This is a genomic window from Pseudomonas sp. IC_126 (assembly GCF_004331835.1).
GTDB lineage: Bacteria > Pseudomonadota > Gammaproteobacteria > Pseudomonadales > Pseudomonadaceae > Stutzerimonas.
In genome coordinates this window covers 170,036-196,366 of sequence record NZ_SJSS01000001.1, presented here as the reverse complement: position 1 = coordinate 196,366, position 26,331 = coordinate 170,036, and the positions used below count along the sequence as shown (strand labels likewise).

General features: G+C 61.7%; 27 protein-coding genes. 6 read left to right on the top strand and 21 right to left on the bottom strand.

The annotated features are described in order from the left end of the window. Positions 1-47 precede the first annotated feature (47 nt). The 12 genes from E0D86_RS00885 to ppc all read right to left on the bottom strand — a co-directional run bounded on the left by E0D86_RS00885 (position 48) and on the right by ppc (position 11,522). Positions 48-860: an inositol monophosphatase gene (locus tag E0D86_RS00885; RefSeq protein WP_131648100.1), complete on the bottom strand. Its 813-nt coding sequence runs from the start codon at positions 858-860 to the stop codon at positions 48-50. A gap of 150 nt (positions 861-1,010) precedes the next feature. Then, on the bottom strand, positions 1,011-2,573 hold the full coding sequence (locus tag E0D86_RS00880) for a catalase (RefSeq protein WP_131648099.1): 1,563 nt from the start codon (positions 2,571-2,573) through the stop codon (positions 1,011-1,013). Positions 2,574-2,670: 97 nt separating this feature from the next. Continuing rightward, entirely contained in the window at positions 2,671-2,919 is a 249-nt protein-coding gene (locus E0D86_RS00875) for a DUF2789 domain-containing protein (protein ID WP_131648098.1), read from the bottom strand. 156 nt (positions 2,920-3,075) lie between these two features. Further along, positions 3,076-3,336: a hypothetical protein gene (locus E0D86_RS00870; RefSeq protein ID WP_131648097.1), complete on the bottom strand. Its 261-nt coding sequence runs from the start codon at positions 3,334-3,336 to the stop codon at positions 3,076-3,078. Positions 3,337-3,643: 307 nt separating this feature from the next. Continuing rightward, positions 3,644-4,063, bottom strand: coding sequence for an HPF/RaiA family ribosome-associated protein (locus E0D86_RS00865; RefSeq protein ID WP_131648096.1), 420 nt, complete (start codon positions 4,061-4,063; stop codon positions 3,644-3,646). A 227-nt stretch (positions 4,064-4,290) separates the two neighbouring features. Then, entirely contained in the window at positions 4,291-5,073 is a 783-nt protein-coding gene (locus E0D86_RS00860) for a class I SAM-dependent methyltransferase (RefSeq protein ID WP_131648095.1), read from the bottom strand. Positions 5,074-5,128: 55 nt separating this feature from the next. Continuing rightward, positions 5,129-5,821 (bottom strand): extensin family protein, encoded by a 693-nt coding sequence (locus E0D86_RS00855; protein ID WP_131648094.1) that lies wholly within the window; start codon positions 5,819-5,821, stop codon positions 5,129-5,131. Positions 5,822-5,882: 61 nt separating this feature from the next. Beyond that, positions 5,883-6,746 carry a DUF72 domain-containing protein gene (locus tag E0D86_RS00850; RefSeq protein ID WP_131648093.1) on the bottom strand — a complete coding sequence of 288 codons (864 nt, stop codon included), beginning with the start codon at positions 6,744-6,746 and terminating at the stop codon, positions 5,883-5,885. Positions 6,747-6,761: 15 nt separating this feature from the next. Next, a complete protein-coding gene (locus E0D86_RS00845) occupies positions 6,762-7,124 on the bottom strand; it encodes a hypothetical protein (RefSeq protein ID WP_131648092.1) in 363 nt (120 codons plus the stop codon). A 59-nt stretch (positions 7,125-7,183) separates the two neighbouring features. Then, positions 7,184-7,861 (bottom strand): tRNA (adenosine(37)-N6)-threonylcarbamoyltransferase complex dimerization subunit type 1 TsaB, encoded by a 678-nt coding sequence (gene tsaB, locus E0D86_RS00840; RefSeq protein WP_131648091.1) that lies wholly within the window; start codon positions 7,859-7,861, stop codon positions 7,184-7,186. A 141-nt stretch (positions 7,862-8,002) separates the two neighbouring features. Beyond that, positions 8,003-8,650, bottom strand: coding sequence for an adenylate kinase (adk, locus tag E0D86_RS00835; RefSeq protein ID WP_131648090.1), 648 nt, complete (start codon positions 8,648-8,650; stop codon positions 8,003-8,005). Between the two features lie 247 nt (positions 8,651-8,897). Then, positions 8,898-11,522, bottom strand: a complete 2,625-nt coding sequence (ppc, locus tag E0D86_RS00830; protein WP_131648089.1) for a phosphoenolpyruvate carboxylase — start codon at positions 11,520-11,522, stop codon at positions 8,898-8,900. Between the two features lie 197 nt (positions 11,523-11,719). On the opposite strand from ppc, the gene E0D86_RS00825 reads away from it, so the two are divergent. The 3 genes from E0D86_RS00825 (at position 11,720) to E0D86_RS00815 (ending at position 13,557) form a co-directional block, all read left to right on the top strand. Continuing rightward, positions 11,720-12,061, top strand: a complete 342-nt coding sequence (locus E0D86_RS00825; protein WP_131648088.1) for a pilin assembly protein — start codon at positions 11,720-11,722, stop codon at positions 12,059-12,061. Positions 12,062-12,317: 256 nt separating this feature from the next. Further along, positions 12,318-12,713, top strand: a complete 396-nt coding sequence (locus E0D86_RS00820; protein WP_177493016.1) for a DUF4398 domain-containing protein — start codon at positions 12,318-12,320, stop codon at positions 12,711-12,713. 40 nt (positions 12,714-12,753) lie between these two features. Then, positions 12,754-13,557, top strand: a complete 804-nt coding sequence (locus E0D86_RS00815) for an OmpA family protein (protein ID WP_131648087.1) — start codon at positions 12,754-12,756, stop codon at positions 13,555-13,557. A 230-nt stretch (positions 13,558-13,787) separates the two neighbouring features. Here the strand turns inward: E0D86_RS00815 and E0D86_RS00810 are convergent, their stop codons facing one another. The 8 genes from E0D86_RS00810 to E0D86_RS00775 form a co-directional block, all read right to left on the bottom strand. Next, a complete protein-coding gene (locus E0D86_RS00810; protein WP_131648086.1) occupies positions 13,788-14,126 on the bottom strand; it encodes a hypothetical protein in 339 nt (112 codons plus the stop codon). Positions 14,127-14,238: 112 nt separating this feature from the next. Continuing rightward, on the bottom strand, positions 14,239-15,168 hold the full coding sequence (locus E0D86_RS00805; protein ID WP_131648085.1) for a glyoxylate/hydroxypyruvate reductase A: 930 nt from the start codon (positions 15,166-15,168) through the stop codon (positions 14,239-14,241). A 49-nt stretch (positions 15,169-15,217) separates the two neighbouring features. Further along, complete coding sequence (locus tag E0D86_RS00800) at positions 15,218-15,964, bottom strand: class II aldolase/adducin family protein (protein ID WP_131648084.1); 747 nt, start codon at positions 15,962-15,964, stop codon at positions 15,218-15,220. A gap of 60 nt (positions 15,965-16,024) precedes the next feature. Beyond that, entirely contained in the window at positions 16,025-17,704 is a 1,680-nt protein-coding gene (locus tag E0D86_RS00795; RefSeq protein ID WP_131648083.1) for a long-chain fatty acid--CoA ligase, read from the bottom strand. Beyond that, positions 17,704-18,507, bottom strand: a complete 804-nt coding sequence (gene surE, locus E0D86_RS00790; RefSeq protein WP_131648082.1) for a 5'/3'-nucleotidase SurE — start codon at positions 18,505-18,507, stop codon at positions 17,704-17,706. Before surE ends, E0D86_RS00795 begins: the two co-directional genes overlap by 1 nt. After that, positions 18,504-19,574, bottom strand: a complete 1,071-nt coding sequence (locus E0D86_RS00785) for a phosphotransferase (protein ID WP_131648081.1) — start codon at positions 19,572-19,574, stop codon at positions 18,504-18,506. The genes surE and E0D86_RS00785 overlap by 4 nt, the downstream gene beginning before the upstream one ends. Before the next feature lie 10 nt (positions 19,575-19,584). Beyond that, on the bottom strand, positions 19,585-20,352 hold the full coding sequence (locus tag E0D86_RS00780) for an SDR family NAD(P)-dependent oxidoreductase (protein ID WP_131648080.1): 768 nt from the start codon (positions 20,350-20,352) through the stop codon (positions 19,585-19,587). Positions 20,353-20,387: 35 nt separating this feature from the next. Then, complete coding sequence (locus E0D86_RS00775) at positions 20,388-21,599, bottom strand: acyl-CoA dehydrogenase family protein (RefSeq protein ID WP_131648079.1); 1,212 nt, start codon at positions 21,597-21,599, stop codon at positions 20,388-20,390. 405 nt (positions 21,600-22,004) lie between these two features. Between E0D86_RS00775 and dctP the strand changes: the two genes are divergently transcribed. From dctP to E0D86_RS00760, 3 genes are all read left to right on the top strand, one after another. Next, positions 22,005-23,042, top strand: a complete 1,038-nt coding sequence (gene dctP, locus E0D86_RS00770) for a TRAP transporter substrate-binding protein DctP (RefSeq protein ID WP_131648078.1) — start codon at positions 22,005-22,007, stop codon at positions 23,040-23,042. A gap of 81 nt (positions 23,043-23,123) precedes the next feature. Next, the gene (locus E0D86_RS00765; protein WP_131648077.1) at positions 23,124-23,663 is read left to right on the top strand and encodes a TRAP transporter small permease subunit; all 540 of its coding nucleotides are present in this window, start codon (positions 23,124-23,126) and stop codon (positions 23,661-23,663) included. Beyond that, on the top strand, positions 23,660-24,970 hold the full coding sequence (locus E0D86_RS00760) for a TRAP transporter large permease subunit (RefSeq protein WP_131648076.1): 1,311 nt from the start codon (positions 23,660-23,662) through the stop codon (positions 24,968-24,970). The genes E0D86_RS00765 and E0D86_RS00760 overlap by 4 nt, the downstream gene beginning before the upstream one ends. Positions 24,971-25,029: 59 nt before the next feature. On the opposite strand, the gene E0D86_RS00755 is transcribed toward E0D86_RS00760, so the two are convergent. Further along, entirely contained in the window at positions 25,030-26,325 is a 1,296-nt protein-coding gene (locus E0D86_RS00755) for a flavohemoglobin expression-modulating QEGLA motif protein (protein ID WP_131648075.1), read from the bottom strand. Positions 26,326-26,331: the final 6 nt, after the last annotated feature.

Sequence of the window (26,331 nt, the reverse complement as noted above, 5' to 3'; positions counted from 1 at the left end):
ACGCGCCAGCGTGGGAACGCAACCCGGACGCTCCTGCATCCGAAACCTCAATCGTCCAATGATGGCCCGATCATCTCGGCCAGTTGCGGATAGACGCCGGGGCAGGCGACGAGGTAAGGATTGCCAAGCAGCAGTCCGTCGTTGCGGAAGAAGTCGTTCCCTCGTCCACCCGCTTCCTTGACCATCACCAGCCCGGCCACGCAATCCCAGCTCTTGAGCTCGGTCTCGTAATAACCGAGCAGGCGGCCCGCCGCTACGTAAGCGGTCATCAGCGCACCAGAGCCATTGCGAAAGAACATGCCGCCCGCAGCCAGCAGCTTTTCGAGGAAGGGAATGAAGTGCTCCTTGCCTCGCGGGTGAAAAGTCCCGGTGGCGGTCACGCCTTGGCCCACATGCGTGGCGCTGCTCGCTTTTAGGGGCATGTCGTTGACGAAGGCGCCTCGGCCCAGGCAGCCATGAAACAGCTCGTCGTGATTGGGATCGGCGATGGCGCCCAGGTGCGGTTCGCCGTCGATCAGCAGACCAATTGACACGCACCAGTTGTGCAAACCATTGACGAAGCAGGCGGTGCCATCGATGGGATCGATCACCCACACGCAGCGAGCGCCAAGATCGGCGGACCCGCTCTCCTCGCCGAGAAAACCGTCCTCGGGAAAACGCTCGGTCAACCTGCCGCGAATGAAGTCTTCGATCTGCTTGTCAGCGATGCTCACGACATCCTGCAGGTCATTTCCCTTGTGCTCGACCGTCAGCGCGTCGCGCTTGCGGTAGTACTCCATTCCCAGCTGTGCCGCCTCGAGAGCAAGGGCTTTGGCGCAGGCATAACGCGCGTCGATATCGAGTGGTTGCTCGGAACTCATGGCTGTCCTATGAACGGTTGCGCACAATCGCGCGGGGAGCAGGATTTTAATGAATCACGCTATACGGGCATACCACGCCGCAGCCCTTCTCAGTCACAGCGGCGCCATTCCGTCTGGCGCAATTGCGCCAGACGGAAGCCTGGAGGCGGCTCAGCTTTCGTGTTCGCCGCTGCTGTAGGTCGGCCCCGCCAGGTTTTCGCCCGGCGCGGCACGTCCTTCCAAGGGCGGCAACGCCTTGGCCTTTTCGATGTCCACACCGACGCCCTCCGCCAAGCGCTGGCCGTAATCCGGGTCGCAATGCCAGAAGTGCCAGATCATGCGCAGACAGATTTCCTCAGGGCATTCCTTGAGGTCGGCGGTTATGTTGGCGATCAGGTCATCGCGCTCCCAGCCCTCGAAACTGCGGTAACGCTCGCCGGCCTGGTGATAATCCGCGGCAGCCTTGGTCGTCTGATAGCGCCCCAGATGCCCTTCGACCCATTGGTGATAATCCTGCGTAGCCTTGGGCGCTTCCTTGAGTCCACCGACAGAGCTGGGTTCGTAATTGATGTGGGGATTACCGCCGCCATCGACGAAATGCGCCATCTGCCCGTCGCGCTGGTTGGTGGCGTACGGGCATTTGGGCGCGTTGATCGGCAGCTGCAGATAATTCGCGCCGACGCGGTAGCGCTGGGTATCGGAATAGGACAAGGTCCGACCTTGCAGCATCTTGTCATCCGAAAAATCGATGCCGTCCACCAGGACGCCGGTACCGAAGGCGGCCTGCTCGGTTTCGGCGAAGACGTTCGACGGGTTGCGATCGAGCACCAACCGCCCGACCGGTAGCAGCGGGAACTGGTCCTCGGGCCAGCGCTTTGTGTCGTCCAGCGGGTCGAAGTCGAGCTCATCGTGCGGATCATCGGACATGATCTGTACGCACATTTCCCACTCGGGAAATTCGCCGCGCTCGATGGCGTCGTAGAGGTCGCGGGTGGCGTGGCCGACATCTTTCATCTGGATTTCAGCAGCCTGCTGGGAGGTGAGGTTCTTCACGCCGAGCTTGGGCTCGAAGGAGAACTTGCAGAGCACCGCCTCACCCTTATCGTTGACCATTTTGTAGGTATTCACACTCGAGCCCTGCATGTGCCGGTAGTCGGCAGGGATGCCCCAGGGACTTTTGACCCAGGTCACCATGTGCAGCGCTTCGGGATGGTGCTGAACGAAATCGTAGAAGCGCCAGGCTTCCTGGCGGTTGGACACGGGATCGGGCTTGAAGGCATGGATCATGTCCGGAAACTTGATCGCATCGCGGATGAAGAACACCTTGAGGTTGTTGCCCACCAGGTCCCAGTTGCCGTCCTCGGTGTAGAACTTGATGGCGAAGCCGCGCGGGTCACGGGCGGTTTCCGGTGACTCCTTTCCACCGATCACGGTGGAAAAACGCAGGAAGACCGGAGTACGCGCGCCCGCCTTGGTCAGCACCTTGGCGCGCGTATATTTGCTGGCCGGCTCGTCGCCGATCTTGCCATAGGGCTCGAACCATCCATGCGCCGCGGTACCGCGCGCGTGCACGACGCGCTCGGGGATTCGCTCGCGGTCGAAGTGAGTGATCTTCTCGATGAATTGATAATTTTCCAGCGTCGCCGGGCCGCGCTCGCCGACGCTGCGCAGGCTCTGGTTATCGCTGACGGGATGGCCCTGACGGGTCGTGAGTGTGTTGCGTTCATCAGTCATGACGGCTCCTGGACAAGTCTAGGATGGGCGCTTCTTTAGGTGAACGGGGTGCTGCAACAAAACCGTGAGGCTGTTTACGCCGCCGCCCGCAGGCCCATCAGGGCTGCTTCTGCTCTTCGTGCAGTCGAGCGTTGAGCTCATCGACGATCGGTACCCACTCAGCGTCGTCTATCCATTCTTCCGTCAGGAATGCACGCTGCGCGTCGCTCCAGAATGGCGCTTCGGTCAATTTCATGTGGTTGGGTAGCGGGGCGTGGCTGGCGATGAAATCATCGATGCTGGCCGGGTCTGACGGCAGGCCCAGCTGCTCGAACAAGGTGCGCATGTCTTTGTTGGGAAGTTCCATCAAACGGCTCCTCTGCCTGATCGTTTTGCTGCCTATCGGGGCAGGCGATGCTTTCAGTAGAGGCATTCGAGCAAGCAACAGTTCAACAGATGAAACGTCGGGAACAAGCAGGAAGAAAAAGAACGGGCCTAGCCGAAAGCGAGGCCCGTCACGAATTCAAGCCACCTTATCGAACAACTGTCTGCCTTGGTTCAGGGATTGATCCACAAGCCACTTGCCATGGGCAATGGACGCCCGCTGCGCTTTATCGAGTTCCGCCATGAAGGCGTGCCCGACCGGGAGCGCCATGCGCCGGCTGGTCTGTCCTTGCGGGTTGGTGATTCGGCAACCGCCCGCCCAGGGCGTCGGCGTGCCGGGGTGCTCCATTACCTCGGCGGTAATGATGTGATCGCGGTATTCGCATTGCATCATGGTCATGGTGCCACCTCCTGACTGATGGCCGTGGCAATTCCTAAGCGATGCCGCCACGCGCCAATTGCCCCCCTCTCGTCAAGGTCCGCCACGAGCTTAGCGCGCCGGTCGTCGGCGGTCCTCGTGCGATACCTTCAATGGGTATAGCACAGGCACAGGAGATCGATAGGCCCGGTGGTCGCGCTATTGCCGAATAGGATCAGGTGGACCGAGCGGTAACTGAGGCAAGGAGCAGGCATCGCGGAGCGATGCCTGCTGTTTCGATGGCGGCCATGCGATCGGGCTATGCCAAATTCACATGGCACGGCTGGTTTCAGGAGGTACGCAGTTGCTCGTCGGCAAGAAAGTCCGCCTCCAGCAACGCATCCCTGTCCTGTACTTCGAGGGTTTCGCCTTCGATGGGCGTCGGCGCCGTTGCGCGTTTGCTGCGCAGTTTGCCGAATTGATGCTTGAGGGCGTTGTTGAGCTTGTCGACGGCGCCATCGACGGCCAATTCCAGCGAAGCCGCCTTGTGCGTGACGGAAATCGGCTGCTGGCCTTTCGGCCGGGCCTCCATCTGGCAGCGCTTGTCCTGCGCGCCGGCCTTGGCGCCGTTTTCGTCGTTCAGGTGCACCACGACGCGGGTGACGTCGTCGTCGAATCGATCCAGCTTGTCGGCAACAGCGCCACTGACCCAGCCTACGAGACGAGCGCTTCCTTCGATGTGTTTATCGCTATGTACCTGGATTTGCATATATTGCTCTCCCTTCAACGCGATCTGGTAAACCACCGTTCAGCTGCAACGGTCAGGACTAGCAATGCCACCGTTGGCGATATTAAGCAAGGCCAACGCAACGGCATCGGAAGCTCGACCGATGCGTTTTCGGCACGGCGGCACGCTGCCAGCGACGCGCGCAGGCTCAAGGGAGAGGGTCGTAGCGGAGTGCTGAAGTACGTACAGTCAGCGTGCTCGTTGAGCGATCACTGACCGGCGGACAGCTTCTTCTTCGGGTAGATGTCGTAACGGCTGGACTTGCCTTCCAGGCTGTAGCCCGGCTTGGGGCCATCTATTGCGGGCGCCTTGCGCGGCCGCTTCACCACCACGCGGTGGCTGGCCAGCGCCAACGCCTGTTCCAGCAGCGAGCCGGCGTCCAGGTCGTCACCGACGAAGGGCCGAAACAGGCGCATTTCCTTTTTCACCAGCGCGCTCTTTTCCCGGTGCGGAAACATCGGGTCAAGATAAATGACCTGGGGTGGCTCATCCTTCCACTGCCTCATCAAATCGATGGCGTTGCCATGAAGCAGGCGCATGCGCGTGACGATCGGACGCACCTCGGCGTCTTCCTCCGCGCGCGCCAAACCATCCTCCAGCAGTGCAGCGATCAATGGTTGACGCTCGAACAGCACCATTTCGCAGCCCAGCGTCGCCAACACGAAGGCGTCGCGCCCGAGCCCGGCGGTCGCATCCAGCACGCTGGGCCGAATGCCGGGCTGAATCCCGACCGCCTTGGCAATCATCTGTCCGCTGCCACCACCGAATTGCCGACGATGCGCGGCGCCGCCTTCGACGAAATCCACTCGCACCGGCCCCGGCGCCTGCGAGCCGAGCAGCTGCAATTGCAAACCGTCCTCGCCCAGCTGCAGGGCGAATTCCGCCTCGTCCGCTTGCGTCGGCAAGTCCAACCGCGACGCCCAAGCGTGCGCCTGCTCGACGAACTCGGGGGCAAGGGCTTCGACACGGACCAACGGGGATGAGGCAGTCATACGGAGCTCGGAAGACAGAAACGCCGCATTTTGCCAGAGGCGATGCCGACACGCCTCAGCGGCACATGCCGAAACCGCCCATATCGACATGAAAATGATCGTGATGCGCTGCGTTGTATTCGGGGCTCAGGGTGATCTTGAACGCATCGCAGGCAGCTGCCTTTACTTGGCGAAGGAAGCGCGCCTTGTCGTCGTCGCCGTTCCAGTCGCGCGCGACGGTTATGCGTGTGCCGTCCTGCAATCTGAACCCGGCCAGATCCAGCGCGTTGGCGGACGCGTGCTGGCTGCGCCTGTTGCTACGCGCGATATTGCGGCAGGCAAAGCTGCCGAAGTGGTCGACACGCACCACCGGCTCGCCAAATACCTGCTGCGCCGCTGGCTGCAGTCCATGCCGCTCGAACAGCGCATAGGCCGCGGCCAGCGGGCAGGTCGCGAGAAACGCGCCATTGAAGCGCACCGCCGAGCCGGTGACGCGCACGGCGTTTTCCACCGGACAGCCAGGTTGCGGCGTGCTGTCAGGAACTGCCACGTAATCCAGATCGGAGGTGGTCAGCGCCTGTTCGCAAAGCGCGCGGTCGCTCTGCAGGCGCTGCAGCTTGTAGGGCGTCAACAGGTTCGGCGTCTCGCGAATATCCAGCGGTGCCCAGGGATTCCACTTCGACGGAACGTCGACGTGACCGCGCCACACCGCGTAAACGAACCCGGCGAGCGCGAGCAGAAGCAATAGGAAGAAGCGGCCAAACGTCATGCTGGCTTTGGCAACGCGAGCGATTCAAGGTTGCAGGGCGGCTTCGTCACGCAGCGCCGCCTCAGTCGCCAAGCAGCGACAGCTGCGACTCGCTCTGCATCGCAGGCACTGCCAGCGGCGGCAGACCTGGCAAGCGCCGCGCGAGCTGATCATGGAAGCGCATGGCCAGATCCGGCGCCAGACGGTTATCCGGAGTATGCAGATAGACATGGGGCTGCTTGCCCGCCTCGATCCAACCCGCCACCTTGTCCAGCCAAGGCGTGAGAAAGGGATCGTTCGCCTCCAGCTCCGGATGTCCGACAAAGCGTACCTGCGGGAACTGGCTGAACGCCGCGGGCCGCACCGGCAGCCGTGGCTTCTTGCTTTGCGCATGCAGCAATGCTGGATCGCGTGACCGGCAGCTGAACAGCGCACGGGTGTCCATGCAGATACGCTCCACGCCCCGCCCGTGCAGCAACCGATTCAGCGCGCGTTCCTCCTCGCCCTTGGCGAAGAAGGCGGTGTGGCGCACTTCCACCGCCAGCGGTCGGTCCAGGGTATCGATCACGTGCGCCAGCTCACCGAGGCGAGCCGGGCCAAACGTGGCCGGCAGTTGCAACCAGAACGGAGCGACTCGCTGGCCCAACGGTGCTAGCAGCGCGCGGAACGACAGGACCAGGTCCAGCACATCATGCAGATTCGGCGCCTGGCTGATTTCACGCGGCAGCTTGGCGCAGAAGCGAAAGCTTTCAGGCATCAGCGCCGCCCAGCGCTCGATCTTTTGCTCCGACGGCCAGGCATAAAGCGTCGTGTTGCCTTCCACGGTGTTGAACACCGAGCAATAACGCGCGAGGAATTCGGTCGCAGGCAATCCCGGGGAATAAAGCGATCCACGCCAGGGAGGCTCGTTCCAGGAAGGGCAGCCGAGAAAATAGGGAAGATCCACGCGATGCGCGACGCCTTAGGCGTAGAGATCCAGGCCGAGTACTTCGTGCGCGTCGAGATCGGCACTGAAGCTCGCAGTGGTGCCATAGCTCTGCAACGCCTGGGTGGCACGACTGGTCAACGGACGCTCCATCATGGCTTCGAAGCGCGACGGCATGAAATCGCCGGGGACGGCCGAAATGTAGTCGGTAGGCTCGTTTTGCGGGCGGCGTGCGAGGTGTTCGTAGGTGCTGTCGGCCTGCTCAGCCGGGGAAATGCTGGATCGACGCGCCTGCTCAACCGCCTTTTCGCTCTCGCGATAAGGCACCGGCACGCTTTCCCGCTGGGGAACGTACTCGATGGGATAAGCAGAAGGGGCGAGACCGTTGAGGCGCATCATTCACCTGTACGAAGTGAGTCGACTCTAGCGAGCCGCCTCGGGATTGGCAACGCCGTCCGTCACCGCGCAGCCTTTGGCGTCGCGACGTTGTCACGCAAGTAGATCGGCTGGGCCTGATCGGCCTCCACCGCTTCCCCGCGCTGCCAGCCGAAACTGGCCAGGTGCAGCAAATCTTCTGCATGCGGCAGCAGCGTGGCATCGACCGCCGCGGGTTGTACGGCAAGGCGCTCGGCATAGCGCCAGCCCGTGCCGGCGCCGAACCAGTTACCGGAGCCATCACGCGGCAAACCGACTTGTTCCGGAGGCAGTACGGCTTCAATCCCGGCCAGCTGCATCTCGCCTTCATGGGCGCGATAACAGCCCCAATAAACTTCATCCATGCGCGCATCGATGGCGACCGCCACCTGCTCGGCGCCATGCTCGCGATACGCACGCTGAGCGATCGTAGCGAGTGTCGAAATCGGCAGTACCGGACGCTCCAGCGCGAACGCCAGCCCCTGAACCACGCCAACCGCGATCCGCACGCCGGTAAAGGCGCCGGGGCCACGACCGAACGCCAGCGCATCGACGGCCGACAAGGCAATCCCCGCCTCAGCCAGCAGCGTCTGGATCATGGGCAGCAGCCGTTGCGCATGCAGCCGCGGGATCACCTCGTAATGGCTCAGCACGCGGCCGTCATGCAGCAACGCAACGGAGCAGGCTTCAGTGGCGGTATCCAGGGCCAACAGCGTGGTCATCGGCAGTTCCGGTCAGTCGAAAAAAGGCGGCGATTGTAGCAGCTGCGCCATGCCAGATTCCTTATGGACAACTCGGCTCGGCGTGAATGCGATACGAACGAAAACGGCCCGCAAGCGGGCCGTTCGGTTTGCCTGGCTAGATCAGCTGAGCGCAGCCAGCACCTTGGCAGTGATCTCTTCCACCGAGCCGACACCTTCGACGCGGCTGCACTTGGGCGTGCCTTCAGCGGCTTCGAGGTTCTGGTAGAACGCCACCAGCGGCTTGGTCTGCGAGTGGTAGAGGCTCAGGCGGTGGCGGACGGTTTCTTCCAGATCGTCCTTGCGGTGAACCAGTTCTTCACCGGTGACGTCGTCGACGCCAGCCACCTTCGGCGGGTTGTGCTCAGTGTGGTAGATACGACCCGAAGCCGGATGCACGCGACGACCGGACAGGCGACCGACGATTTCTTCATCATCCACCGCGATTTCCAGCACGTGGTCCAGCTTCACGCCGGCATCACGCAGCGCTTCGGCTTGCGGAATGGTGCGCGGGAAGCCATCGAAGAGGAAGCCGTTGGCACAATCGGACTGCTGCAGACGCTCCTGGATGAGCGCGATGATGATCTCATCGGACACCAGACCACCACTGTCCATCACGTCCTTGACCTGCAGGCCCAGCGGCGAGCCCGCTTTGACCGCTGCACGCAACATGTCACCGGTGGAAATTTGCGGGATGGCGAACTTCTCGGTAATGAAGCGGGCCTGTGTGCCTTTCCCGGCACCGGGTGCTCCCAGCAGAATTACGCGCATGATGGATGAGTCCTCAAGTTTGCAAAGGGATACCGCCAGCGGTCGAACGACCGCAACCCTGCCGCTGGCGAATCAAAGATTCTGGTCTGTCGCCATGCGACAAAAGGTTGAACACGATACACAGCGCACAGAACGCAGACAAGCGGCGCCCATGGCCTGCCCCTGGCGACCTTCGCTCCGGCCGATGGAGACGGAAAACCGTCGCCATCGGCACGAAACGACATAAGACCGACCGTCCCGAATGAAACTATCCGGTGTTACGCAATCCCGCTGCAATGCCTGCGACGCTAACCAACAGAGCTTGCTCCAGCGGGCTTTCCGCCGGGGTCTGTTGCTGTCGCGCACGGGCCAGCAATTCGATCTGCATCAGATGCAGAGGATCGAGATAAGTGTTGCGCAGACTGAAGGCTTCGAGGGTCGCAGGACTGTGCGCAAGCAGCTCGGACTGGCCAGTCACACGCTGTATAGCCGCCACAGCCTGCGACAATCTGTCACGCAAATCGCGACCCAGCGACTGTAACTGCGCCTCGACCAACCGCTCGTCGTAGCGACTGGCGATTTCCGCATCTGTCTTGGCCAAGACCATCTCAAGCATATCGATGCGCGTGCTGAAAAACGGCCAACGCTGGCGCATCAGCCTCAGCCGATCGCCTTCGTCACGCTCCAGCGCGGTCTCTAGCGCGTGCTCCCAGCCCAACCAGGCGGGCAACATCAGGCGCGTCTGGGTCCAGGCGAATATCCACGGAATCGCACGCAAGCTCTCGATTCCGCCTTCTCGACGCTTCGACGGTCGGCTGCCCAGTGGTAGCCGACCCAATTCCTGCTCGGGCGTGGCCTGGCGGAAGTAGTCGACGAATTGCGCATGATCGCGTACCACGCCGCGATAGGCCTCGACGCCTGCAGCAGCCAGCTGATCCATGGTTTCGCGCCAATCCGGCTCGGGCATCGGCGGTGGCAGCAGGGTCGCTTCCAGGACCGCAGCCAGATACAGGCTGAGATTTTGCTCGGCGATATCCGGTAGCCCGAACTTGAAACGGATCATCTCGCCCTGCTCGGTAGTGCGGAAGCGCCCCGCCACCGACCCGGGCGGCTGGGACAGGATCGCCGCATGAGCCGGCCCGCCGCCACGGCCAACCGTGCCTCCACGGCCATGGAACAGCAGCAACTCGACCTGATGCTCGCGGCAGATGTCGACGAGGCGTTCCTGCGCGCGGTACTGCGCCCAGGCCGCCGCTGTGGTTCCGGCGTCCTTGGCCGAATCCGAATAGCCGATCATCACTTCCTGCGGGCCATGCAAGCGCTGGCGATAACCTGGCAGACCCAACAGCTGATCGATGGTAGGGCCGGCATTGTTCAGGTCATCGAGCGTCTCGAACAGCGGTACGACGCGCATCGGCCGTTGCAGGCCGGCCTCTTTCAACAACAACTGAACCGCCAGCACATCCGACGCGCCGCGAGCCATGGAGATGACATAGGAGCCGAGCGACGCACCTGGCGCCTGCGCTACCACGCGACAGGTCGCCAGCACTTCGGCGGTCTCCTCCGAAGGCTGAAAATGTGGAGGCAGCAACGGACGGCGGTTGGTCAACTCGCGCTGGAGGAAATCCAGGCGCTGCTGCTCGTCCCACTGGTCGTAATGACCTACGCCCAGGTAATCGGTAATTTCCGCCAAGGCCGCGACGTGCCGAGCCGAATCCTGACGGATGTCGAGGCGCACCAGAAACAACCCGAACGCGGCAACCCGACGTAGCGTATCGAGCAAAGCGCCGTCAGCGATCACACCCATGCCGCACGCATGCAACGAGTGGTAGCAAAGTTCCAGCGGCTCGCGCAGCTCGCGATTGTCCTGCAGTACCGCAGGCGACGGCTGATCAGCGCAACCTGCCCACTCGCGCGTCGCCTGCAATCGTCCGCGCAGCCGCTTGAGCAGTGCGCGATAGGGCTCGGCCGACTCGCCGCTGTGACGCAGCAGCTCTTCGCTGGCGGTCTGCATCGACAGCGCGGTGATCAACCCCTCGATATCGCGCAGGAACAGATCAGCCGCCACCCAGCGCGCCAGCACCAGCACCTCGCGGGTCACCTTCGCCGTCACGTTGGGATTGCCGTCGCGATCGCCGCCCATCCAGGAGGCGAAACGGATCGGCGCGGCGTCCAACGGCAGGTGCAAGCCGGTGCTGTGGCACAGCGCCTGATCGGTTTGTCGCAGCACATTGGGCAGCGCCTGCCAGAGCGAGTTTTCGATGACGGCGAAGCCCCACTTGGCCTCCTCCACTGGAGTCGGTCGGCTGCGGCGGATTTCCTCGGTATGCCAGGCCTCGGCGATCAATCGCTGCAGACGCAGCTCGATCTGCGCCAGTTCCGCCTGGCCGAGGTCGGTGTGGTCACGCGCCGCCAGTTGTGCGGCGATGGCGTCGTACTTCTGGATCAGGGTGCGCCGCGACACCTCGGTCGGGTGGGCAGTCAGCACCAGCTCGATATCCAGCCGGCCCACTTGTCGCGCCACGAACTCCTGAGCGAAGCCCTCGCCCTTGAGCCGCTCGAGCAACCCACTCAACACACCGGATTCGAACGGCGCCGGCTCGCCGGGGCGGCGTCGGCGGATCTGGTGATACTGCTCGGCGATGTTGGCTAGATTGAGGAACTGGTTGAAGGCGCGGGTCATTGGCAGCAATTCATCGTCAGCCAGCCCGTCAAGGGTTTCCTGCAGCAACCGAGCATCGTCGGTCGACCCACGGCGCGCACCTTTGGCACCTTTGCGGATGCGTTCGATCTTGTCGAAGAAGGCATCGCCGTGCTGCTCGCGAATGGTATTGCCCAGCAGCTCGCCGAGCAGATGAACGTTTTCGCGCAGTCGCGCGTCGATCTTCGCCATGTTCCTGTCTCCCGGGTCGCATCACCGAAAGCGCCTTTCGATATGCGACCGATTGCTGAACGGCTACCTGTTAGAACCCTCCAAACAGAGTGCCCAGCGTATCCGTCGAAGACAAGGCGTAGCGAAAAATGCCAGTTCGACGGCCGCTCGCACTCCACGCAGATATCGCTCGCCACGGCGGGCTAAGGATGGAGTCAATGAAAATCTCAGAACTGGTCCGTGAGTGGGAAAGCAGTGCCACTGGCCGCATGAGCAGCACGCAGTACAGCATTTCCCTGGACGTCGAGAGTGCCGCACGGCTGGCTGCCTTGGCGGAGATGTACCCCAAGCGCAGTACCGAAGAGCTGCTTGGCGAATTGGTCGGCGCCGCGCTCGAAGCCATCGAGACGAGCCTTCCCTATCAACAGGGCGCCAAGGTCATTGCCACCGATGAGCAAGGTGATCCGATCTACGAGGACATTGGCCCGACACCGCGTTTCCTTGCCCTGTCGCGCAAGCATCTCGAGCGCTTGCTCGCCGAACAACCGGAGCATTCCTAACGCTGCTCAGATGGCACCGTTACTCAGCGGCAAACCCGTTCACAAGCCTGCGAAGAGGCGACGCTCAGCTGCGCGTCGCCCCTTGTCGACCACACTGAAAAGCTGCTGAACAGCCCTATCCAGAGGTTTCGTTTGCATATGCGCTGGAACGATTAAGCGCCGCTGGCCTCACAAAAACATGCCCGTCGTGATTGGCGGACCCTTGACTAAGGGCCGCTGCGGGCACTGTTCCCTGATCTTCAACTGGAGACTGGCCATGAAAATGAACACCATCGAAAGCCCTCTATTGCGATCTCAGTTACCCAAGCTGGCAGCCGTTGCATTAGGCGGTCTGCTGCTGGTTGGTTGTGCCGGCAATCCACCGAACGAACAGTTCGCCGTGACCGAATCCGCGGTGCGTAGCGCCGTGAGCGCAGGTGGCACCGAATACGCCGCCGTTGAAATGCGCAACGCGCAGGAAAAATGGAAGCAGGCCGAACTGGCCATGCAGAAGGAAAACTACGACCAAGCGCGCAAACTGGCCCAGCAAGCCGAGTGGGATGCACGCGTCGCCGAGCGCAAGGCCCAGGCCGCCAAGGCGCAGAAGGCTGTGGAGGACGCCAACCGGGGTATCCAGGAGCTGCGCGAAGAAAGCATGCGCGGCACCCAGTGATCACCCTCATTCCCACACCTTCAAGACAGGATGATTCGTTATGAATAAATTACTGACGCTCCCTACCGTGTTGGCCATGACCATCGGCTTGGCCGCCTGCTCCTCGCAACCCAACCAGAACCTCGAACAGGCGCGCGGACAGTATTCGCAGCTACAGGCGGACGCCCGTTCCGCCACCCTGGCAGCGCTGGAAACCGAAGACGCCGGCAAAATGCTGGAGAAGGCCAACCAGGCCTACCTGAACGATGCGGACGAAGAAAAGGTGGATCAGCTCGCCTATCTGACCCAGCGTCGAATCGAGCTAGCCGAGCAGACCATCGCTCTGCGTACCGCCGAGCAGGAAATCGAGAAAGCCTCCGCCAAACGCGCCGAAGCCCGCCTCGAATCGCGCGAGCAGCAGCTCCAGCGCCAGCAGGAAGAAATCCGCAAGTTGCAGCAGGATCTACAAGCCAAGCAGACCGAACGCGGCACCTTGGTAACTTTCGGTGATGTGCTGTTCGACCTCGACAAGGCGGAACTCAAGCAGTCCGGCATGCGCGGTGTGCAGAAGCTCGCCGAATTCCTCAACGACAACCCGGAGCGCAAGGTCGTGGTCGAGGGCTACACCGACAGCACCGGCGCTGCCAGCTACAACCAGCAGCTCTCCGAGCGACGTGCCCAATCCGTTCAACGCGCCCTGACCCATGCGGGCGTCGATCCACAGCGCATCCAGACGGTTGGTTATGGTGAAGAGTATCCGGTGGCAAGCAATGGCTCGACCTCAGGCCGGGCGATGAATCGCCGCGTAGAGGTGACGATTTCCAATGACAACCAGCGCGTCGCGCCACGTTCGTCCATGGAATGATCCCCTTTTGCCTGACTGTACGCCCGCCCTCGTGGCGGGCTTCAGGCTGCTGATACGTCTAAGCTTCGCCCCACTCCGCCATCAAGCGCTAAGCCGTGTGCGGCCAATGCGCCCAGAATGCCTTCCAAGTGTGCCGCTCATACATATATGTAGCCGGGCTCAAGCGACTCGTCACCTGTTTCGAAGCTGGCACTGTTCGCTCAAGACTTTACCGAACGCATCGCCAAGCATCACTGCTGGGCTGCCGGTGCCTCGCTCATCGGCACCTGCTGCCCCATGCAGCGGATCGCACGCTTGCGGTTGTCTACCAGCACACCGGTCAGCCCCTTCTGCTCGGTGTCGAAAAGCACCAGAACGCCGTCGATGCATTCGGCCACCTGAGCCGCCGGCTTCAGCGAGACGCGATAGTCTTCGCCGGGAATGGTCTTGAGCATGGTGTAGTCGGCTAGCAGCAGGGCGTCCTCCGGCTTGGCCATATGCACGTAGCCATAGTAAGACAGCACCGCGACGGTACCGATGACGCTGCCGATCGCGGTGAGGATCAGCGGGATGGGGTTACGTTCGGACATGGACGGGCTCGCCTGATCAAAGAGGCGGCATTGTCGCAAAATTCCCAGCCTTGGGTGAAAGCACCGCGATCGGGCGCAGAGCGCTGTCTTGGCAGGTCCGTCTGCCGCTCGCTCAGTAACCGCGCTGAATATCGATGACACCGCTGATGGCCTGCCCCTGCTCCAGCGCAGCGATTTTGCTGGCGATCTGCGCAATGGTCGCTTCGCGCAGGGTCCGCGCCGAGACATGCGGGGTGATGGTCACCAGCGGCATGTGCCAGAACGGATGTGTCGTCGGTAGCGGTTCTTCACGGAACACGTCGAGCACCGCGCGGGCAACGCGGCCTTCTTCGATGGCGCGGCAGAGATCCTGATCCACAAGATGCTCGCCGCGACCGACGTTGATCACCACGGCATCAGGCCTCAGCTTCGCGAGCAGCGAGTAGTCGATTAAGTCGCGAGTACTGTCGGTCAGCGGCAGCGTATTGATCAGCACACGGGTTTCGCCCAGAAAGCTGTCCAGTTCGGCCTCGCCGGCGAAGCTGCGCACGCCCTCGATGTCGTACTTGGAGCGCGCCCAGCCGCACACGGGATAGTCCAGCCCGGCCAAGGTGCGGGCGACGCGCTGGCCGATTTGGCCGAGCCCGAGCACGCCAACCGGCCATTCGCTGCGCTCGATCGGCCGGCGCAGTTTCCACTGCCCTGCGGCTTGCTGCTCGCGGTAGGCGTCCATGTCACGGCTGATGCCGATGACGTGATACGCAACATATTCAGCCATTTGCACCGACATGCCGGCGTCTTCCAGGCGCACCACGGGAATGTCGCGCGGCAGGTTCGGCACGCGCACCAGCGCATCCACCCCGGCGCCGAGATTGAAGACGGCCTTGAGCTGCGGTTCCTTGTCGAACAACGCCGCCGGCGGATGCCAAACGATGGCGTAGTCGGCACCGTAACCCGGGCTATCCGGATGCCAAACCTGAATCTCAGCGTCTGGAAGATGCTGCTTAATCAGGTTGGTCCAGCGCTCGGGCTTGGGATCTGCGGCAACGAAGAGGATTTTCACGGACGCTCTGCCTCAAAATTATTGGAAAGGGTGCCATCTGCCGCGGATGCTATATCGCGTAGACGTGACCGTTGGCTTCCAGCAAGCGCAACAGCGCCGGCCAGGTCAGCTTGGCGGCTTTGCCCAGTTCGGCCGATTGCTGGCGAGTGGTCTCGATGGCAGCGGTGGATGGCTGATAGGTCGGCCCGCAGGATTGTGCACGCACCTGAATCTCGCAAGCCTTCATCAGGAAATACAGGTAAGTGAAGGCTTCGGCGACGGTGCTCCCCGCCGTAAGCACGCCATGGTTGCGCAGGATCATCATCTGCTTGTCGCCAAGATCGCGGATCAGCCGTTCGCGCTCGCTCAGGTCCAGTGCCACACCCTCGTAGTCGTGGTAGCTGATGTGATCCAGGCAAAGCATCGCTGTCTGGCTCAGCGGCAGTAGGCCATCGCGGTGCGCCGAGACCGCCGTGCCGTCGGCGGCATGCAGATGCATGACCGCGCCGGCATCCTCACGGCCCATATGGATAGCGCTGTGAATGGTGAAGCCAGCCGGATTGACCCGGTGCAGGCTGCCGCTCTGGACGATCTGTCCGTCGCTATCGACCTTCACCAGCGACGAGGCGGTGATTTCCTGAAACAGCAGGCCGTACGGGTTGATCAGGAAATGATGGTCTGGCCCCGGCACGCGCGCAGACAGGTGAGTGAAAACGAGGTCGTCCCAGCCGAAGTGAGCCACCAGCCGATAAGCTGCGGCGAGGTCCTTGCGCACCTGCCATTCCGCGTCCCGATTCGTCGAAGTTGGTTCTTGCATAAGGTCTTCTCCATTGGATTCGAAAGCGCATCGGCATGACTCGCAGCCGGGACTGTGCGGTCAGGCCTCCTGCGCACTCGCGTGCTTGCGATTTTCTTCTTCCTGCAAGGCGCGCCACATCAGCTTGCCGGTGGACGAGCGCGGCAGCGACGCGACGAACTCGACGTAGACCGGTGCCTTGTAGGCCGCCATCTCCGCCTTGCACCAGTCGATGACGTCCTGTTCACTGACCAGCCCGGCCTGACCGTCACGCAGCACAACGCAGGCCTTCACCGTCTCGCCGCGCTTCGGGTCGGGGCGCGAGATGACGCAGCATTCCTGGATCGCCGGATGACGGTACATCAAGCTTTCGACCTCTGACGGCCAGACCTTGAAACCCGACGCGTTGATCATGCGCTTGACGCGATCGACCATGAAAAAATAGCCGTCCTCGTCGTAGTAGCCCATGTCCCCGGTACGGAAGAAACGCTTACCGTCCAGCTCAATGAAGGCACGTTCGGTCTCTTCTGGCCGGTTCCAGTAACCGACGAACACCTGCGGACCGTGACTGACGATCTCACCTACCTCGTTGGGGCCGAGTTCACGTTGCGTAGTCAGGTCAATAACCCGGCTATCCACGTCGAATACCGGAATGCCGAGGCACTGCGCCTTGGGCTTCGCCACCGGGTTGATGTGGGTGGCGGCAATGGTTTCGGACAGACCGTAGCCCTCGATATAGCGCAGACCGGTAAGCCGGTGCAGCTTCTCCTCCACCGCCTTGGGCATCGCCGCCCCGCCGCCGCCGACGCTGACCAGGCTGGACAGGTCGTACTGTTCGAGATCCGGATCGGCGAGAAAGTCGATGGCCATGGTCGCGATATTGACCCAGCCGGTTACCGCGTGGCGCTCGATCAGTTTCGCCGCCACCTTGCGATCCCAGCGGGTCATGATCACCGCGGTGCCGCCGTTGTAGATCGGCCCGCTCATGGCGCCCTGCATACCGGTGACATGGAAATACGGCAACGTTGCGAGAATCACCGATTCGCTGGTGCTGTTGGTCCAGACCACGCGATGAATGATGGTCGCCATGGCCGAGCGATGGGTGTGCATGCAGCCCTTCGGTGCGCCGGTGGTGCCGGAGCTGTAGGGGAACACGCACAGATCGTCCGGGCCGGCGGTGTGCGGGCCCGGCGCATGACCCGCGCTCAGGGCCTCGCTCCAGCTGACGCCACCGGCGAAATCCGGCGTGGTCGGCGCTGCCTGCACCTCTGCCGGCAGCGCCAGATCGGTGGGTTGTCGGACGTACTGCGAATAGGCCGCGACGATCACCTGACGCAGCTGCGCGGTGCCAGCCAGCGGCGCGATGAAGCCGGTCAACTCCTGGCCGCAGATGCAGACGCTCGCGCCGGTATCGTGCAGGTAGTGCTCAAGCTCGGCGCTGTGGTTCATCGGGTTGACCGGCACCACCACGGCGTCCGCACGCAGGATCGCGTAATACGCGATGGTGAACTGCGGCGAGTTCTGCATATACAGCAGCACCCGATCGCCCTTGGCGACGCCCAGGTTATGCAGGTAGCCGGCCAGCGCCTCTACTTCATGCAGCAGTTCGGTGTAGGTAATCAGGGTGTCGTAATAGACGATGGCCGTCTTGTCCGGGAAGCGCCGGGCGGAGATCTCCAGATTGGCGAACAGGCTGGTTTCCGGCACCGTCAGGTGTTTGGGCAGATCCTCGGGCCAGACTGCGTGATGACGAGTGAACATTACAGAACTCCTGAATCCATATTAGAGGCCAGTTCGGCCATGGCCCGTTCTTCGCCCCAGTCGAGCCAGCCCTGGGTGTCGCGCAAGGGTGTGATGGCGATGCGTTTCTCGCGCAGCGCCGTGACGTCCGCCTCAGGCGCAACGATGTGCGAGGAGGAATGCTCGAAGCCAAGCCACCAATACGGCAGACCTCGACCGTCCCGGCCGGCCTGCAGGCGCGGCTTGGTAATTGAGCCGCGCGACTGTTGGGTCATCCGCATATGGCTGACCGCGTCGGCCGAGCAGGCGGGAAAGTTGACGTTCCAACAACAGCCGCCTTCCGCGCGGCGCATCCAGAGTTCGCGGATCGTGGTTTCAGCGTAGGTTTTGACACAGGACCAATCGATATCTGTGCGATCAAGAAAGGCCTGGCTCAGGCCGATGGCCGGCAACCCCAGCAGATCAGCGCTAAGCACCGCACCGATGGTTCCTGAGTAAGGCACCGAGTCGCCAATATTCGCCCCGCTGTTGACGCCAGAGAGCACCAGATCGGGCGGCGAATCCTGCAGCCACTCGGCCATGGCGAACATCACGCAGTCGGACGGTGTGCCAGAAACGGCGAAGCGCCGCTCGCCGTGGCGATACACCCGCAGCGGCGAATGCACAGAGATGCCTTGGCCGGTGCCGCTCTGGTCGTGCTCGGGCGCGACGACCCAGACCTCCTCGGCCAGTTGCGCGGCGATCCGTTCGAGCAAGGCCAGCCCCGGCGCGGCGATGCCGTCGTCGTTGGTCAGCAGGACGCGGCGCAGCAATGGATCGCTCATACCGATTCTCCCCTGTCGCCGCGCTGGGCGATGCGCCAGCCAGCTTCTGCAAGCAAACCGGCGCGCTGGCCGACCTGCAGCGCATCGGCATTGCTGGCATTGCCCTGCAGCGCACGGGCGTAAACGCCTTGCAGAATCGCCGCGAGACGGAACAGCGAAAACGCCACGAAGACATGCCACTGCGCGACATCGGCGCGTCCGCTTTGTTGGCAATAACGTTCCAGTACTTGCTGCTCAGACGGCACACCTTGCGCATGTAGGTCGGTGCCGACCAGTCCACGCAAGCCATCCACACCGGCTGGCAGGTGATAGGGCAAGCAGAAATAAGCGAGATCGGCCAAGGGGTGACCGACGGTGGACAGCTCCCAGTCGAGAATCGCCGCGACCTTTGGTGCTCCAGGTTCGAAGATCAGATTACCGAGGCGGTAGTCGCCGTGGGCGATGGCGGACTCGTCGCGCTGCGGCACCTGCTCCGACAGCCATCGCATCAGCTGCTCCATCGCTGGCATGTCGCCGGTGCGGGAAGCTTGGTACTGGCCGGACCAACGCTTCACTTGGCGGGCAAAATAGCCCTGAGCCTTGCCGAAATCGCCAAGCCCAACCGCCTCGACATCGACCTGATGCAGCTCGGCCAGCGTATCGACAGCTGCGAGGTGGATCGACTGCCGCTCTTCGGTGACCACCCCTTCCAGCGCCGGATGACTGAAGATCCGCCCCGCCACGTGATCCATGACGTAGAAGGCGGTACCGATGATGCTGTCGTCCTCGCACAGCAGATGCACGCGCGGCACCGGCACACGGGTATGCTCGGATAGCACGCGGATTACCTTGTACTCACGTTCGACCATGTGTGCCGAGGGCAACACCTTCCCCGGCGGCTTCTTGCGCAGCACATAACGACGCCCGCCGCTTTCCAATAGATAGGTGGGGTTGGACTGGCCGCCCTGGAACTGGCGGATGCTCAGTTCTTTACCCATCTCCGGCAAATGCAGGCGCAGATACCGAGCCAGCGCGTCCTCATCGAAACGATGGGCCGGCAGGACCTCGATCAGTTCGGGTTCGCTCATTACCGGCCCCTCAGCATGCGGTTTCGCCACCATCCGCGACGATTACCTGACCAGTGATATAGGCACTGGCAGGCGCCGCGAGAAAGACCGCGAGCCCGGCGATATCCACCGGCTCGCCGATACGGCGCAGCGGGGTTTTCTCGGCCGCCCGACGAACCCGCTCCGGATCGTCGAGCAATGCCTTGGCGAAATCGGTACGCACCAGCCCCGGCGCGATGGCGTTGACGCGGATGCCCTTCGGACCCCACTCGGCAGCCAGATTGCGCGCCAGCGCCGCTTCGGCCGCCTTGGACACGCCATAGGTGCCGATCACGGTATTGCCTCGCAACCCGGCGATGCTGGAGAGCATGATCACCGCGCCCTCGCCACGTTCGGCCATTTGCGGCAGCACCATATTGGATAACCAGAAGGTGCCCTTGACGTTGGTGTCCATGATCTTGTCCCAGGCATCATCAGTCAGCTCACTGGTCGGACCGTAGACCGGATTGGTGGCCGCGTTGCAGACCAGCACGTCAATGCGCCCCCAGGTTTGCAAGGTGGTGTCGACCAACCGCTGCAAATCTTCCTTACGGCCAACGTGGCAAGGCACCGCAATGGCCTCATGACCAGCGGCTTTGAGCTCGGCGGCCACCGCCTCGCAGGCATCGGCCTTGCGGCTGGAAATGACGACTTTCGCGCCGCAACGGGCCATCTCTTCGGCAATGGAGCGACCGATGCCACGGGTGGAACCGGTGATCAACGCCACCTTTCCGGACAGATCGAATAACGGATTATTCATGTGACTGCGTCCTTCTTATTGGTTTTGTCGGAAGCTCAGCGCTTGCTGGAATAGTTCTGCAGTTCAAGCTTGGCGATGGTGTCCAGATGCACCTCGTCCGGGCCATCAGCCAGCCGCAGCGTGCGCTGGTGGGCCCAGGCCGCCGCCAGAAAGCTGTCCTGGCAGACGCCCTTGGCACCATGTACCTGGATCGCGCGATCCAGCACCCGCAGCGCCATGCTCGGTGCGGCCGCCTTGATCATGGCGATTTCCTGCCGCGCCACCTTGTTGCCCACGGTGTCCATCATGCGCGCGGCCTTCAAAGTCAGCAGGCGGGTCTGCTCGATCTCGATGCGCGAGCGGGCGATGTCCTTGCGGATAGAGTCGAAGTCGGCCAGCCGCTTGCCGAATGCCACGCGGGAATGAACGCGCTCGCACATGGCCTGCAAGGCTCGCTCGGCTACACCGATGGTGCGCATGCAATGGTGGATGCGGCCTGGACCGAGACGGCCCTGGGCGATCTCGAAGCCACCGCCTTCACCTAGAAGCATGTTGCTGGCCGGGACGCGAACGTTGTTGTAATGGATCTCTGCATGACCATGAGGGGCGTGGTCGTAGCCAAACACGTGGAGCGCCCGGGTGATTTCCACGCCAGGCGTGTCCAGCGGCACGAGAATCATCGACTGCTGGCGATGGCGCTCGGCTGAGGGATCGGTCTTGCCCATGACGATGGCGATCTTGCAGGTGGTTGCCATCGCGCCGGACGACCACCACTTGTGCCCGTTGATCACGTACTCGTCGCCTTCGCGGCGAATCTCGCAGGCGATGTTGGTGGCATCGGACGATGCCACGTCAGGTTCGGTCATGGAGAAGCAGGAACGTATCTCGCCATTGAGCAGCGGCTTCAGCCACTGTTCCTGCTGCTCCGGCGTGCCATAGCGCGTCAGCACCTCCATATTCCCGGTGTCAGGGGCCGAGCAGTTGAATATCTCGGCGGCGCCGTGCGAGCGACCCATAATTTCGCACAGGTGGGCGTACTCGAAATTGGTCAGCCCGGCACCGAATTCGCTCTCCGGCAGGAACAGGTTCCACAGCCCCTCTGCGCGAGCCTTGGCTTTGAGTTCTTCAAGAATCGGCGGTGGCGCCCAACGATTTTCGGCGGAAGCCGTCTGCTCGTGGAAAAGATGCTCGTTTGGATAGACATACTCGTCCATGAAAGCCGTGAGCTGTTCATGGAGCTGTAGCGCTTTACCGGTCAGTTCATACATCGCCGTTTCCTTCTTGTTGTTGTGCCTGCGATCGACAAAGCCTCCCGCACTGAATCGCATAGCGAATCCTGTCGACTGATTTTCAACAGCCTGTCTCTTTTTGAAGCTGGCATGCCAGAAACAACGCGTCAATTCGAAATCTAGTTCCATTGAGCAAAATTATGATGAGTCACAACCACAGGCGTCTAAAGTCAATATCGAAGTGCCATGAGACTTGATAGCCGACAGGGTCGGTGATCATCAGAAACAAAAAGTGCACGGATAGCGTTCTGCCAGCGGTTGAAAATGCCGTGCGCTATGCTAGTTTTCCGATTACTTTTGTAAAAACAAGTTTTGCTCTGCGGAACATAAAGACATAAGCGCAATACAAATGGCCGTCAGCCAATTACAACAAGAGGACGCGTTATGACATCCATGCCCCTGCTCAGAAAACTCCTTCCGGCCAGCTTGGTGGCGTTAGCCGCCGCCATCGCTCTCCCGCAAATGGCTGCGGCGCAAGACGTGACGAAGTGGCGCGTTCAATCACATTGGCCGAGCGCCAGTAGCTCTTTCGAAGACAGCCTAGTGCGTCTGAAAAATGAAATTGAAAGACGCACCGAAGGCCGTCTGCAGTTGCAGCTGTTCGAGTCCGGCGCTCTGTTCAAGCCGCAGGAGACCTTCAACGCGGTCAGCCGCGGCATCCTGCAGATGGGCACCATTTCGCCGGGCTACGCGCAAGACAAAATCAGCCTCGCCGGCATCGCCTCGGGCCTGCCCTTCGCCTTCCAGAATGTCTGGGAAACCGCCTACTTCCATAAGCACATGGGCTTCGAGGACATGCTTCGTGAAGAAGCGGCTCAGCATGGCGTTTACTGGTCGACCGACAAGGTCTACCCGACAGAGATGGTGGTAAAGAAGCCGATCAACAGCTGGGAGGATTTCACCAAACTGAAGATTCGCTCCTCCGGCGCGTTGCAGAAATTCCTCGACGATGCCGGCGCTTCGACAACTTACCTGCCAGGCGGCGAGCTGTATCCGGCCCTTGATACCGGCGTGGTCGACGGTGCCCACTGGGGCGCGGTGCAAGGTGCGGCGAGCATGAGCTTCTACGAGGTGGCGAAACATCACGTCAGGCCCGCCCTCAACATCGCTGGCACCGATGTGATCATCGTCAGCCAGAAGGCGCTGGACAAGCTGTCCGCGCGCGATCAGGAAGTGGTTAAGCAGGTCCTAGACGAGCAGTTCTGGTACCGCACCAACGAGTATTTGTATCAAGAGCAGATCGCACTGAGAAAAGCGATCAGCGAACAGGGTGTTCAGGTCAACACGCTGCCTGACGATGTGCAGAAGCGCCTGAGAGAGGTGGCACAGAAGTCTTGGGAAGAAGAAGGCAAGCGCAGCGACAAGGCCGCAGAAGCCCTGCAAATGCTCAAGTCTTTCCTTGGTGATCTCGGTTATCTGTAAACCCCTCGTCTGATTATTCGCCCGACGCGGCCTTCCACGCCGGGCGAATGATTTGCTTAATCCTTGCTCGTGGGGCTCGTCATGCGCCTGATCCATGCCTACATCAACGGCATCACCTGGCTCAACGAATTCATCGGCCGCCGGGTGGCCTACCTGATTTTCCTCATCTTCGCGCTACTGCTGCTCGAAGTGTTCATGCGCTATCTATTCACGAGTCCGACTTCCTGGACCAACGAATTGGGGCAGATGCTCTTCGGTGCTTATGTGGTGTTATCGGGCGGCTACGTGATGGTGCACCGTGACCACGTAAACGTGGACCTGTTGTATTCATCGTTCGGCCCACGCACTCGCGCTTGGATCGACATTTTCACCTCCAGCATGTTCTTCCTGTTCATGGCCGCGCTGTTGTATTTCGGCAGCTCCATGGCATGGGAGTCGATCCAGAGCATGGAGACCTCCTACTCGGCGTGGAACCCGCCGATCTGGCCGATCAAGGCCATGATTCCCCTCGGTACGTTGCTGCTGTTGTTGCAGGGCATCGCCAAGCTGTTGCAAGACATCCTCATCGCCCTGGGCCGCGAACCGGCCAGCGACACCAAGCACGCGGAGGATGCCCAATGAGCATCGAAGTCACGACGCTGCTGTTCTTTCTCACCCTGATATTTTTCCTCGTGCTCGGTCTGCCGCTGGCCTTCGTGCTGGGTGGCGTCTCGGTGCTGTTTCTGTACTTCACCTGGGGCGCAGACGCCTTCTATATGGTCGCCTCGCAGATGTGGGGCACGATGGAAAGCTTCACCCTGGTGGCCATCCCGTTGTTCGTCTTCATGGCCATGCTGCTGGAACGAACAGGCGTGGCGCGCGACCTCTACCGCATGATGCACCTGTGGTGCGGTGGCATGCGCGGCGGGCTGGCGATCGGCACGCTGGGCATCTGCGCGGTGTTCGGTGCCATGGTTGGCATCAGCGGCGCCGCGGTGGTGGCGATGGGCACCATTGCACTGCCGGCAATGCTCGAGCGCGGCTACGACAAGCGCATGGTGTTGGGTTGCATCAACACCGGCGGCGGCTGGGGCATCTTGATTCCGCCGAGCATCATGATGATCCTCTACGCCATGATCAGCGGCCAATCGGTCGGCAAGATGTTCGCTGCCGGCGTGCTGCCGGGGCTGCTGCTAGTCGCTCTGACGGTAACCTACGTGCTGGTACGTTCATTCCTGCAACCCCACCTCGCACCCGCCTTGCCAAAGGAAGAACGCGGCAGCTGGCCGGAAAAATTCCGTGCCGTACGCGCCGTGCTGCTGCCGATCGGGATCGTGGTAATGGTGCTCGGATCGATCATCGGCGGCGTGACCACACCGACCGAGGCGGCGGCGATGGGCGTGCTCGGTGCGCTGATCTCCGCGGCGCTGTATCGCAAGCTCGACTGGCCAGTGCTTCAGGAAGCGGCTATCCGCACCTTCAAGCTGACAGGTATGATCGCGTGGATTCTGTTCGCGGCCCACGCCTTCAGCTCGGCCTATCAGGGCATGGGCGCGCAGTCGTTGATCGAAGGCTTGATGATGGATCTTCCGGGCGGGCGCTGGGCGATCGTCATCTTCATGATGGCCATCGTCTTCGTCATGGGCATGCTGCTCGATCCGGTGGGTATCATGCTGATCACCCTGCCGGTGTTCCTACCGATCATCGCGTCGCTAGGCTTCGATCCGATCTGGTTCGGCGTGCTGTTCGTGATCAATATGGAAATCGGCTACATGACGCCGCCGTTCGGGTTCAACCTGTTCTACCTCAAAGGCATCGTCCCGCCCGGTATCACCATGAAGGACATCTACTGGTCGGTGATTCCTTTCGTGATCGTCAACATCATCGGCATGGGCCTGATCATGGCTTTTCCCCAGATCGCGACTTATCTGCCGAACACGCTGTTCTGATACAGGGCCGATGAACAAAAAAGCCGGAGCAGATGCTCCGGCTTTTTCATGCGCGTCGCTCAGATGATGTTGGCGTAATCCGCTTCGATCCGGTCCAGGCTCAGGTGGTTGAGGAAGTTGGAAAAGCACATCCAGGCCGACAGCGCGTTCAAATCCTGGAACTGCTGAGGCAGGTACTTGGGCGGTACCACCATGCCCTCGTCCACCAACTGGCGCAGGGTGCGCATGTCTTCCAGGGTGGTCTTGCCGCAGAACAACAGCGGAATCTGCTCCAACCGACCTTTGCGCACCGCAAGCTGAATGTAGTTGTAGATCATGATGAAACCCTTCAGATAGGACAGGTCCTTGGTAAAGGGCAAACCATTCGGGAGCGAGCCGCGGAAAACCCGGCTGGCGTTGCTGTAGCACTCGTCCTCGGCGTAGCCCTGGTCGCGGAAGAAGGCGAACACGTCGAGGAAGTCCGCGCCCTCCTCGGCCATGTGGATGGCGCGGGTGCGGTTGGTCAGCTTACGCAGACGCGTCGGGTAGGAGGCGAAGGCGATGACTTCCATCAGAATCGCCAGGCCTTCCTGCGTCACGGTAGAAGACGGCGGGCCCTTCGCAAGGAAGGTGCAGATCGGCTGGTTCTGCCCGTTGAGCGTGGTGCCCACATGCACAAGGCCTTCGTGCACCTCCAGCGCACGCACGTCGCGCTCGTTGAACATCGCATCGCTGCGGATCTTGATGTAGTCGGCGCCGGCTGCGGCATCGGCGAGGATGCCGTCGGACTCGAACACGCGGATCACGCCCTCGCCTTCGCCGAATACCAGGTCCAACCGCCGCTGTAGCATCTCCACCGCCTGCGGGGCGTCCAGCGTCTTGGCTTCGTCCTTGAGATCACCCCGGTCGGCGATGTTATTCAGGTAATCGGAAAGCATCAGGCCGAGGTCGGATAAGGTCGGGTCGCCGGCATGGAAGGCATCCGAAGCGGCGCCGTAGAGTTCCTGGGAGATCAGACCGAAGTCGGCAGTACCGCGCGCTTCGAGCATGCGGATCACCATGCGGTATTCCTTGCACATGCGGCGCATGATCTGCCCGACTGGGTTGAACTGACCCAGCTGACGGGTGATGTCACGCTCGATGTTCTGGAACTCTTCCTTCTTGGCGCTGGAATCAAAGGCCAGTGGTCGGCCTTCGTAATAGGCGCGATCGACCTTGGGCAGCTCGCGCCCCCCTGCGGCGAAAAAGCCCTGACGGACATTCTCGTCCCACTTCACCGCATCGAGCACCCGCACAGGGGTTTGTGCCTCGACGATGCGGTCGGACAACGCACGAACCGTGCTCTGGTACTCATCGAGATTGTTACGGGTATTCATCCGTAC

Excerpts from the sequence above, each read along its gene's own strand:
- E0D86_RS00885 (WP_131648100.1), bottom strand. The coding sequence starts at position 860 with ATGAGTTCCGAGCAACCACTCGATATCGACGCGCGTTATGCCTGCGCC.
- E0D86_RS00880 (WP_131648099.1), bottom strand. The coding sequence starts at position 2,573 with ATGACTGATGAACGCAACACACTCACGACCCGTCAGGGCCATCCCGTC.
- E0D86_RS00875 (WP_131648098.1), bottom strand. The coding sequence starts at position 2,919 with ATGGAACTTCCCAACAAAGACATGCGCACCTTGTTCGAGCAGCTGGGC.
- E0D86_RS00870 (WP_131648097.1), bottom strand. The coding sequence starts at position 3,336 with ATGACCATGATGCAATGCGAATACCGCGATCACATCATTACCGCCGAG.
- E0D86_RS00865 (WP_131648096.1), bottom strand. The coding sequence starts at position 4,063 with ATGCAAATCCAGGTACATAGCGATAAACACATCGAAGGAAGCGCTCGT.
- E0D86_RS00860 (WP_131648095.1), bottom strand. The coding sequence starts at position 5,073 with ATGACTGCCTCATCCCCGTTGGTCCGTGTCGAAGCCCTTGCCCCCGAG.
- E0D86_RS00855 (WP_131648094.1), bottom strand. The coding sequence starts at position 5,821 with ATGACGTTTGGCCGCTTCTTCCTATTGCTTCTGCTCGCGCTCGCCGGG.
- E0D86_RS00845 (WP_131648092.1), bottom strand. The coding sequence starts at position 7,124 with ATGATGCGCCTCAACGGTCTCGCCCCTTCTGCTTATCCCATCGAGTAC.
- tsaB (WP_131648091.1), bottom strand. The coding sequence starts at position 7,861 with ATGACCACGCTGTTGGCCCTGGATACCGCCACTGAAGCCTGCTCCGTT.
- adk (WP_131648090.1), bottom strand. The coding sequence starts at position 8,650 with ATGCGCGTAATTCTGCTGGGAGCACCCGGTGCCGGGAAAGGCACACAG.
- ppc (WP_131648089.1), bottom strand. The coding sequence starts at position 11,522 with ATGGCGAAGATCGACGCGCGACTGCGCGAAAACGTTCATCTGCTCGGC.
- E0D86_RS00825 (WP_131648088.1), top strand. The coding sequence starts at position 11,720 with ATGAAAATCTCAGAACTGGTCCGTGAGTGGGAAAGCAGTGCCACTGGC.
- E0D86_RS00820 (WP_177493016.1), top strand. The coding sequence starts at position 12,318 with ATGAAAATGAACACCATCGAAAGCCCTCTATTGCGATCTCAGTTACCC.
- E0D86_RS00815 (WP_131648087.1), top strand. The coding sequence starts at position 12,754 with ATGAATAAATTACTGACGCTCCCTACCGTGTTGGCCATGACCATCGGC.
- E0D86_RS00810 (WP_131648086.1), bottom strand. The coding sequence starts at position 14,126 with ATGTCCGAACGTAACCCCATCCCGCTGATCCTCACCGCGATCGGCAGC.
- E0D86_RS00800 (WP_131648084.1), bottom strand. The coding sequence starts at position 15,964 with ATGCAAGAACCAACTTCGACGAATCGGGACGCGGAATGGCAGGTGCGC.
- E0D86_RS00795 (WP_131648083.1), bottom strand. The coding sequence starts at position 17,704 with ATGTTCACTCGTCATCACGCAGTCTGGCCCGAGGATCTGCCCAAACAC.
- surE (WP_131648082.1), bottom strand. The coding sequence starts at position 18,507 with ATGAGCGATCCATTGCTGCGCCGCGTCCTGCTGACCAACGACGACGGC.
- E0D86_RS00785 (WP_131648081.1), bottom strand. The coding sequence starts at position 19,574 with ATGAGCGAACCCGAACTGATCGAGGTCCTGCCGGCCCATCGTTTCGAT.
- E0D86_RS00780 (WP_131648080.1), bottom strand. The coding sequence starts at position 20,352 with ATGAATAATCCGTTATTCGATCTGTCCGGAAAGGTGGCGTTGATCACC.
- E0D86_RS00775 (WP_131648079.1), bottom strand. The coding sequence starts at position 21,599 with ATGTATGAACTGACCGGTAAAGCGCTACAGCTCCATGAACAGCTCACG.
- dctP (WP_131648078.1), top strand. The coding sequence starts at position 22,005 with ATGACATCCATGCCCCTGCTCAGAAAACTCCTTCCGGCCAGCTTGGTG.
- E0D86_RS00765 (WP_131648077.1), top strand. The coding sequence starts at position 23,124 with ATGCGCCTGATCCATGCCTACATCAACGGCATCACCTGGCTCAACGAA.
- E0D86_RS00760 (WP_131648076.1), top strand. The coding sequence starts at position 23,660 with ATGAGCATCGAAGTCACGACGCTGCTGTTCTTTCTCACCCTGATATTT.
- E0D86_RS00755 (WP_131648075.1), bottom strand. The coding sequence starts at position 26,325 with ATGAATACCCGTAACAATCTCGATGAGTACCAGAGCACGGTTCGTGCG.